Annotated in this window: 9 protein-coding genes; 3 read left to right on the top strand and 6 right to left on the bottom strand. The window is 66.7% G+C overall.

The genetic code is table 11. The features are described from left to right. Positions 1-91: 91 nt before the first annotated feature. Positions 92-1,159, bottom strand: a complete 1,068-nt coding sequence (locus AAHA49_RS08300; protein ID WP_259821081.1) for a GNAT family N-acetyltransferase — start codon at positions 1,157-1,159, stop codon at positions 92-94. Between the two features lie 130 nt (positions 1,160-1,289). Here AAHA49_RS08300 and AAHA49_RS08305 point away from each other — a divergent pair, with 130 nt between their 5' ends. Then, entirely contained in the window at positions 1,290-2,189 is a 900-nt protein-coding gene (locus AAHA49_RS08305) for an MBL fold metallo-hydrolase (RefSeq protein ID WP_259821084.1), read from the top strand. Positions 2,190-2,299: 110 nt separating this feature from the next. Here AAHA49_RS08305 and AAHA49_RS08310 read toward each other — a convergent pair whose 3' ends face one another. From AAHA49_RS08310 to rplJ, 5 genes are all read right to left on the bottom strand, one after another. Further along, positions 2,300-3,469, bottom strand: coding sequence for a hypothetical protein (locus AAHA49_RS08310; protein WP_259786978.1), 1,170 nt, complete (start codon positions 3,467-3,469; stop codon positions 2,300-2,302). After that, the gene (locus tag AAHA49_RS08315; RefSeq protein ID WP_259786980.1) at positions 3,466-4,287 is read right to left on the bottom strand and encodes a hypothetical protein; all 822 of its coding nucleotides are present in this window, start codon (positions 4,285-4,287) and stop codon (positions 3,466-3,468) included. Before AAHA49_RS08315 ends, AAHA49_RS08310 begins: the two co-directional genes overlap by 4 nt. Beyond that, positions 4,284-5,525 (bottom strand): hypothetical protein, encoded by a 1,242-nt coding sequence (locus tag AAHA49_RS08320; RefSeq protein WP_259786982.1) that lies wholly within the window; start codon positions 5,523-5,525, stop codon positions 4,284-4,286. Before AAHA49_RS08320 ends, AAHA49_RS08315 begins: the two co-directional genes overlap by 4 nt. A 138-nt stretch (positions 5,526-5,663) precedes the next feature. After that, positions 5,664-6,050, bottom strand: coding sequence for a 50S ribosomal protein L7/L12 (gene rplL, locus AAHA49_RS08325; protein ID WP_259786983.1), 387 nt, complete (start codon positions 6,048-6,050; stop codon positions 5,664-5,666). A gap of 59 nt (positions 6,051-6,109) precedes the next feature. After that, positions 6,110-6,643, bottom strand: coding sequence for a 50S ribosomal protein L10 (gene rplJ, locus AAHA49_RS08330; protein WP_259786986.1), 534 nt, complete (start codon positions 6,641-6,643; stop codon positions 6,110-6,112). Between the two features lie 396 nt (positions 6,644-7,039). Between rplJ and AAHA49_RS08335 the strand changes: the two genes are divergently transcribed. Together AAHA49_RS08335 and AAHA49_RS08340 are read left to right on the top strand one after the other, a co-directional pair. Further along, on the top strand, positions 7,040-8,197 hold the full coding sequence (locus AAHA49_RS08335) for an ISAs1 family transposase (RefSeq protein ID WP_259786987.1): 1,158 nt from the start codon (positions 7,040-7,042) through the stop codon (positions 8,195-8,197). Positions 8,198-8,375: 178 nt separating this feature from the next. Then, positions 8,376-9,280: DDE-type integrase/transposase/recombinase (locus AAHA49_RS08340; protein ID WP_342037918.1), on the top strand; the 905-nt coding region annotated here is incomplete at its 3' end.

Here is a 9,280-nt window from a genome sequence, read left to right on the forward strand (position 1 = left end):
GGAACTGACCTGCCCCCCGCTATATGAAGGCACGCCACAGGCACGGCAACGCAAATATCAAGCTTATAGCATTCGGTCAAGTCCCGCAAGGTCAGGTTGTGATCTTCTTCCACACGCTCGTCCACGCGTAGGTCTCGAACCCGGCGAGGTCGTTGATCGCGAGCATCCACGAGTTCTCCGCCGCATTCCAGGTGTAGACCCGCTCGACCTCTGACTCCTGCAGCAACGTTGCGTGGTTGGCCCTCTTCAGCCGGGCGCCGAGGCCGTGTCCGCGGTGCTCAGCGATGACGAGCGTCCCGCCCTGGTCGCCGACGGCGGGCCGCTCGGCGAAGTGGGCGGCCTGGGTGTAGCCGGCGACCTCGTCGCCCTTCATCGCCAGCGCCGTCATCAGCCGTTTGCCGGAGGCCTCCCGGTCGGCGTCGTTCGCGCGGACCCGGTCGGCGTCCCAGAACTCCTCCTCCTCGAGGTCAGCGGCCCCGGGCGTGTCCGTCGACATCCTCCGCTGGAGGAGGGCGAGCGCCTCGAGGTGCTCCTCGGGGGTGGGTCCGGCCCACGTGAGGATCGCATAGCCGTCGGCGGCGACCTCTCCCCCGCCGACCAGGTCGTCCCCGACCTCGCGGATCCGCGCGACCGAGCAGCGTTCGAGCTGGCGCAGAGAGTACCCGTGGGCCCGGGCGAAGGCGACCTCCGGCAGGGCCGAGGGCAGCGCCCCCGTCCCCGAGGCGGCCGCGATCCGCGCGGTGCGCGGCTCCCGGTCGACGACACCGGCCGGGGTTTCGGCGAAGCTCGTCAGCGTCCGTCGCCCCTCGCCGGCCAGCTGCTCCTCCATGACGGCGAGCAGCTCGGATCCCAGCCCCTGCCGGCGGTGCTCGGGGTGGACTGCGACGTGGATCTCCGCGGCATTCTGATTGTCCTGGAGGTCGAGGTAGGCGATGCCCTTGGCGACGATGTCTCCGCCGAGTCGGCCGAGCCACAGCGCGTGCGTCGTATAGTCGTTCGTCCGCTGCAGCTGCCTGCGCACCTCCGCGGAGCGGGGGTCGAAGTCGGGACCGAGACCCGAGGCTGAGTTGACGACGCGGTCGAAGGCGACCACCTCGGCGACGGTGTCCTCGATCTCGGACTCCGGGAGCGTTCCGGCGGGAATGTGCGTGATCTCCATCGATCTCCTTGTCCTCGTGTGCCAGCGCCAGCCGCGGTGCGGGGCGCTCCGTGAGCGAGTCTACGGTGTCGACCGGAGCGCGTGCCGCCGGACCCGAGATCGGGCCGGTGCCCGCCCGTACACTGGGGCCATGACGACCATCACCGTGCTCACGTTCGATCCTGCCGCCGTCAACTGCGCCCTCATCACCGGCTCCGATCGCAGCCTCATCGTCGACGCCGGTCCCGGCCCCGCCTCGGCGGCCGCCCTCGCCGCGCGCGCCGCCGAACTCAGCCGCGCGGCCAACGAGATCGTCACCCCCATCGATCTCGTCATCACCCACGACCACTGGGACCACCACCTCGGTGCGGCCGCCCTCGTCGCCGCCGGCATCGACCGGGTCTTCGCCTCCCCCGCCTTCGCCGCCGATCAGGCCGCGAGCACGTGGATCGCCCTCGACGCGCTGCGCACCAATCCCGACACCGCCGCGTTCGCACGCGAGCTGCCTGCGGATCCGGGTGACCTCCTCGTCGAGGTCACCCCCATCGCCGAGGCGGGTGCGGGGCCAACGGTGGTCGACCTCGGCGACTTCCCCATCGAGCTCTCCGTGCTCGGCGGACACTCCACGGCCGATGTCATCGTCAGTCTCCCCGAGGCCGGCATCGTCTTCACCGGTGACCTCGTCGAGGAGGGCGCGGCCCCGCAGGCTGGCGCCGACGCGTCCCTGAGCCACTGGGTCGAGAGCCTCCACGCGCTGCTCGCCCTCCCCGGGGCCGAGGTCTTCGTCCCCGGGCACGGCGTCCCGGTCGACCGGGCGTTCGCCGAACGGCAGCTTGCTGACATCGACGGATTCCGGCTCGCCTCCGTGCCCGAACAGCGCTCGGGCGCCGATCTGTCGACCGGGGGCTTCGGTGCCGACAGTGAGGACGTGTGGGAGGACGCGCAGGAACATGAGCACGGTCCCGACGCCGAGGTGACCCTGCCCTCCCGGGTCATGCCCGGCGAGTTCGACCGGGTGGTCCCGCGGGAGATCACGCTGCCGGTGGAGTGAGGCGGCCTCGACTTTCGGACGCCCAGTGTCGATCCGAGAGCCCGGAATCGACACTCAAGGTCCGGGAAACGCCGCTGGAAGCCGGTGGCTCGCAGCGGATGGACCCGTGGTCAGACCTCGCGGTCGAACTCGGGACGCTCGCGATGGAGGGCGGTGACGAGATCGCCGCCGATCGCACCGAAGAGCGTGCGCGACCACACGCTCGGCGACTCGACGTAGGGGCGGTCGCCGTCGAAGATCCACTGCAGCTCGCGCCCGGCGGCGAGGTCGGCGCTGCACGTGCGGCACACCGGCACGCGCACGCTCTGCCCGTCGGCGTCGACGCGTGAGGTCGTCTGCGCCTCCCCGTGGAGCGGGTTGACGGTGCACAGACTCTCCGGCAGACCCGAACGGGCGCTGCGCTTCTTCCGCCGGCCGCGCTGCACCTCGGCGATCTCCCGGCCCGCCTGCCGGATGAGGACCATGGCACCGGCGAGATCGATCCGCGCCGCCTCGGGGTCGTCGACGATGCGCCGGGCGATCTGGTAGGCGTCGAGTGCGCGTTCGACGCGGTCGCCGCCTTCACGGTCGAGGTCGGCTGTGTGCAGACGGTCGATCGTCTCGGCCAGCGCCGTGGTCTCGGCGCTGATCGACTCCCGCAGGGCGCCCCGTTGCAGACTGTCGACACGGTCGAGCAGGCGTGCGGGCAGACGGAACGCATCCGTGCGGCGGCGCTCATCGGCGCGCTGCCGCATCGAGCGCGCGAGCCAGATGCCGGCGATGACGAGGGCGAGGACGAGGATCGCGCCGCCGAGGAAGAGCGGGGCGAACGACCCCGAGTTCCCGGAGTCGACGACTTCGCTGCCGGGCACGTCCTGCCCGGTGACCGCCTCGGTGTCATCGCGCGGCTGCGGGTCTGCGTAGTAGCCGAGGAGGATGTTGAGCTTCGTCGTCGACGGCGTCGAGTAGTTCCACTCGTCCATGCCGTTGAGGTACTGGTCCATCACCTCGAGCTTCTGCTTCGAGTCGGAGAAGGTCTGGTCGGCGGCGAGGCCGTCGGTGCCGTTGATCATGATGAAGGCGCCCTCACCGCCGTGGAAGACCTTGACCTGCTGAAGCAGCTGACGGTCGACCGACTGGTCATCGACGGCGATGACGTAGACGGGGAAATCGAGGCCTTCGGCCGTCGTCTTCGCCTTCTCCAGGAGTGCAGGATTGAGTTGGTCGGCGACGGCGGGGTCGATCCAGAACGGGTCGGTCTTCAGCGCCGCCGCGATCTCCTGTCCGGTTGCGGTCGTCATCGGGCCACGTCCTTCTTACGTGAGCGGATCCCCCGCACGATCGCCACGGTCACTGCGGCGATCCCGCCGCCGGTGATGAGACCGAACGCAGCGCCTGCCACCGCGGAACCCGGGTTGTAGGCGAGATCCTCCGGGCGCTGCTTCTCGCGGGGCTCGGGGACCACCTCGAGTTCGGTGTAGGGTTCATCGACCTCCGCGGCGTTCAGCGCGCGCACCCAGGCCAGCGCCCAGCCGACAGCGGTGGTCTTCTCCGTCCGCTGAGGGTACTCGACGCCGAGTCTGCGGTCGATTCCCTTCTCGGCGAAGTCCACGCCGGTGCCGCCGAGGACGACCACCGTCGCCTTCTCATCGGGCAGCTCTCGCGCGATGCGAGCGGCGACGAGCTTCGCGTCGCCGTCGGCGTCGTCGAGATCGGAGAGTGAGAGGAACGCGACGTAGGTGGGTATGTCGAGCCCCTCGAGCTCCGTCCGCAGGGTGCTCAGCTCGGCGTCATCGACCGCCCATGCCTGATACTCGTCGACGAGGATCGGGGCGGAGGCGAATCCCTCGGCCATCGTGCGGTAGCGGGATCGGTCGTAGTCGGCATCGAAGCGACTCTCGATGCGGTCGTCGTAGATCGAGTCGACTCGGATGTCGTCGCTGTTCGCGCGGTCGATGCGTTCGGCCCTCGCATCGTCGAACCGGGAGACGCTCCAGATGATCGCCCCTGCCGTGACAGCGGAGAAGACGAGGACCGCGATGACGATGCGGACGAGCCGGGACCGAACGCCGCTCGACTGCCCACGACGACGGGGGTCGGTGAGAATGCCTGTTGTCATCTCCGGTCTCCTGTTCGCATCGTGGCCCCGGCGCCCGGCACACCGAGGTCTGCGATCGCGTCCTCGAGCGCGGTGAAGCTGCCGAATCCGGAGAGCGCATAGGCGTCGTCGCGTCGGAAGTAGGGCACCGGACTCGAACTCGGGGCATCCGGGTTCTTCGGCACCATGAGGCAGACGGGATCGTGCCCGGCGTCGAGGTCGGCGATGCATGTCCGGCACGCATCGATGGTGAGCACCGTCCCCGACTGCTTCCACGCGATGCTCTCCACGGGCTTCTCGTGGGCGGGGAAGAAGTAGCAGAAGGCGGGCAGGGCCTCTGCGGAGGACGGTCGATCGCGGGAGACCAACGCCCGCAGTGCTCTGTCGGTCCGGACCAGGGCGAGGATCGCCTGCCGGTGGGAGTGGTCCGGTGACTTCGCCCAGTCGGGGTGGGCCGCAGTGATCGCTTCGATGGCCCGCTGCACCCGCAGGCCGCGGTCGCGGATCTCCCAGCGTGAGTCGTCAGCGCTTCTCGGTTCGGGGAACGGTTCGAGGGCGCGGGTGACCTCGGGGACGAGCCGATGACTGCGGACGAGTTCCGGGGCGGTCGTCAGCGTCGCCTTCCACCGGTACCTCGTACGTCGGGTGAGCACCCAGGCGGTGAGTCCGAGGGCGGCGAGCGAGGTGGCGGCGAAGACGATCCCGTCGGGATCGCCGCGGTCGACACCGGTCGCTTCGATGTAGTCGCCGTTGTCATCACCGACGTCGACGGGGTCGAAGTCCGGCAGCGGCGGCAAGGGGTCGCCCTTCGCAGCGGCCACGAGGGTCGTCAGGTGAAAGGGGACGGCGAGTTCGACGGGGAGGAAGTCTCCGGTGCTCGAGACCTGCAGCTGATCGGAGTTCGGGGGGACGGCCGGACCGTTCTCGTCAACGACATAGCCTTTGCTGCGGGCTGCGCTCTCGGCTTCGGAGAAGAGGACGAGGGTCGTGTCCGCACCGGTCTGGTCGAACATCTCGTAGGCGAGGTCGGCTGTGAACGCGTCCCACTCGTCCTGATACCGGTACCCGATCGGCGGAACGAGGGCGACGAAGACGGGGAACCCCAATGTCGCGGCCTCACCGGTCGCCGTCTCGACCGCGGACCGCTGCCGATCGGTCAGCCCGGGCTCGATGATCGGGTCGACGAAGAGAGGGCCGGTGTCCCACGCGCCGCGGATGCGGTCCCGCAGCTGCCCGAGCAGGCGGTCGGTCGTCGTCATGGCTCCCACTCTAGGGTGTGCGGACTCGGTCGGTGTCACCGAGCTGTTGCGGATCAGGATCAGGATGCGACGAACCCCGCAGCCGGTGAGGCTGCGGGGTTCGCGGTTCCGCGGTCAGTCAGACTGCCGCGGAGAGGATCACTTGAGGGTGACGGTGGCGCCGGCAGCCTCGAGGGTCTCCTTGGCCTTCTCGGCGTCTTCCTTCGAAGCGCCTTCGAGGACGGCCTTGGGAGCTCCGTCGACGAGGTCCTTGGCTTCCTTGAGTCCGAGGGAGGTGAGTCCACGAACTTCCTTGATGACGGGAACCTTCTTCTCGCCGGCCGATTCGAGGATGACGTCGAATTCGGTCTGCTCTTCGGCAGCGGCCTCTCCGGCTCCGCCGGCAGGGGCAGCGACGACGGCGGCGGCCGGTGCGGCAGCCTCGACGTCGAACTCTTCTTCGAACTTCTTGACGAACTCAGAGAGTTCGATGAGGGTGAGCTCCTTGAAAGCTTCGAGGAGCTCGTCGGTGGTGAGCTTAGCCATGGTGGCTAGTCCTTCCTGTTTTGGTCACGATCAGCGACCGGTTCGGTTTGGGGTGATGCTCAGGCGTCCGAAGCAGGAGCGTCGTCCTGCTTCTCGCGGAGGGCATCGACAGTGCGCGCGGCCTTGACCAGCGGAGCGGTGAAGAGGTAAGCCGCCTGGTGGAGGCTTGCCTTCATGGCACCGGCTGCCTTTGCAAGCAGCACTTCGCGGGATTCGAGGTCGGCGAGCTGGTTGACCTGTTCGGGGCTGAGTGCGGTTCCATCGAAGTAACCGCCCTTCACCACGAGCTTGTCGTTCGCCTTGGCAAAGTTACGCAGAGCCTTGGCAGCCTCGGGTGGTTCGCCGGTGACGAACGCGATCGCGGTGGGCCCATTGAGGTGCTCATCGAGACCGGTGATCCCGGCTTCCTTGGCTGCAATCTTGGTCAGCGTGTTCTTTACCACGGCGTAGCTGACGTTCTCACCGAGAGAGACGCGCAGTTCTTTCATCTGCGCGACGGTGAGACCGCGGTACTCGGTCAGCAACACAGCGTCGGAGTTCTCAAACTGCTGTTTGATCTCCTCGACTGCGGCTGCCTTGTCTGGCCTCGCCATGGTGTTCCTTTCATAAGTCGTCCGGCCTTCCCCGACAATGCAAAAAAGCGCTCCACGCAGGAAGGCGTGAAACGCTTGGCCGTTCGATTCGTGCGAATCGTGCGGAAGTATCTCGTGCTCACCTGCGTGGGTCACTCGCTTGCGAGTCTTCGTCTGCGGGCATCGAGATTCGATGGCGAACTTCGATGGATCCACAGAGACCGACGGTCTTGGGTGGTTCAAGTTTATCTGAGTCCATCCCGGCAAGTCCAATCCACCAGGGCCTTTTCAAAGTCGGGATGGGCTCCCGTGGAAGGAGAAGGCAGCCCATGACCGGCGTGGCGGGCGATGAGAACGAGAGAACTCCTGTTACCACGGTGATGTCTACCACAACCCACCGAGGAACAGGAGCCTCTGGTGTCATCTTCCCCCACCACAATGCTCACCCGCCACTCGACACTCGTAACCGACTTCACCGACGCCGATCTGCCGTCGTTGCGCCAGGCATTGTCGGCTCTGACCGATCCACGCCATCGCCGCGGTATCCGCTACCCCTTCGCCGGGCTTCTTCTCATATTCACAGCCGCGGTCATCAGCGGCCAGTCCACCCTGACCGGGATCGCTGAATGGGCCGCCGATGCCTGCGCCCGCGGCGTGCTCACCCACACCACAACAGCGCCCTCGGTCGCGACGATCCACCGGATAGCCGCCCAGATGGATGCGGCAGCCTTCGACACCGTCGTCACTGAATGGATCGCCCAACGAACTGCCGGCACGACTCCTACCGGCACCGGCCTGAAAGCGATCGCCGTCGACGGGAAGGAAGTCCGCGGGGCCAAACACGTCGACCATGACCGTGTGTTCCTCATGGCCGCGTTCGACCATTCGACCGGCACGGTCATCGGCCAGGAAAGCGTCGACGCCAAAACCAACGAGATCCCGCACCTGCCCGGCCTGCTCGACCAACTCGGTGATCTCGACTCTCGCGTGATCACCGCCGATGCCCTTCACACACTGGCCCAGCAGGCTGAGGCTATCACCGCCCGCGGCGGCCACTACCTCTTCACCGTCAAAACCAACGCCAAGTCGCTGCACACCCAGATCGCCCAGGCCTCCTGGGCCCGGACTGACCCCCAGTACACCTGCAACGAGAAAGCCCACGGCCGCATCAGCGGCTGGCACGCCACCGTGCTGGAGTGTCCCTTACGCATCACATTCCCGCAGGCGGCCCAGATCATGCGCCTTCACCGCAGCCAATCCGGCACAGACCGAGACGACAGCGGAGAAATCGTCTACGCGATCACCTCGCTGACGCACGAGACCGCCGACGCGGCGAATCTGGCCAGGCTGCTACGCGGACACTGGGGAATCGAGAACCGTCTCCACTGGGTCCGTGACACAACGTTCGATGAGGACCGCTCCCAAGTCCGGACCGGCGGCGGTGCCCGCGTCATGGCAGTCTTACGCAACCTCGCCATCAGCATCCACCGGTTGGCAGGACAGACCAATATCGCCGCGGCCAGCCGCTACTACAACCGACACCCCGAACTCGCCATCGAAATCACCCGACTTTGAAAAGGCCCTGCCAATCCACCCACCGAGCTCCCTCCTCCACTACCTGACGGCGGCTCAGCAACCTCTGTGTTGTACACGTTCTTCTCGGACACAGTCCTCAGTCACTTATCGGACAGTCTTCGTACCGACTTATCGGACACCAACATCGGTACCGACTTATCGGACACAGTCTGGGAGCATGTCTGATCGACTGACAACACACCAGCGCCGAGAAATCCTTGCCCACCACCCCTCCGAAACCGACACCGTCTCATCGTTTTGCCGTGACCACCACATCTCCCGCGATTCCTACTACCGGATCAAGAACGAGTCCCAGCCTTTAGCCCCTGCCTCCACGGCCCCGAAGAACCCTCACACCATCTACCCGGACCTGACCTGGGAACTGGTGCGACAGTATCGGCAGGAGCTGACCGCAGCCGGTTATGACGACGGCCCCCGATCGATCAAGTGGACACTCATCCGCAACGACCACCCCGCCCACCTGATCCCGAGCACCTCGAGGATCGCGGACTTCCTCCGCACCGAGCAGCTGACCCGCCTCAATCCCAGAAAACGCCCGCACTCTGCGATCAAACGCTTCCAGAAGACCTCCACCAACGAACTCTGGCAACTCGACGGCTTCGTCTACCAGGCTCCCACCACCGAGGTATTCACGATCCTCCAACTCATCGACGACTGCAGCCGCAAGATGCTGGCCCTGTGCGAAGCACCCGACGGGGAGACCACGGACACGGTCCTATCGACCCTGAACGAGGCGATCGCCGAGAACGGCAAACCCCGAGAGATCCTGTGCGATAACTCCCGCGGGTTCAGCCTGCAACGCTTCGGGATGCTCGGTGCCGTGGACATCGCGATGGCTCAACAAGGCATCATCGTCACCCCAGGACCGTTCTACCACCCACAGAATCAGGGAAAGATCGAAAGCGCACACAAACCCGTGCGCAAACGTCTGCAGGCAATGAAACCGGAGACGAGTCAGGAGCTTGACACCGTGCTCAGCGACTTCTGGGCCCACTACAACCATCACCGGCAGCACCAGGCCTTCGGGGAAGGCATCACCCCGGCCGCGGCCTGGGAGGCGGC

Origin of the sequence: Brevibacterium ammoniilyticum, from assembly GCF_038429965.1 — a bacterium.
In the GTDB taxonomy this organism is placed as follows: domain Bacteria; phylum Actinomycetota; class Actinomycetes; order Actinomycetales; family Brevibacteriaceae; genus Brevibacterium; species Brevibacterium ammoniilyticum.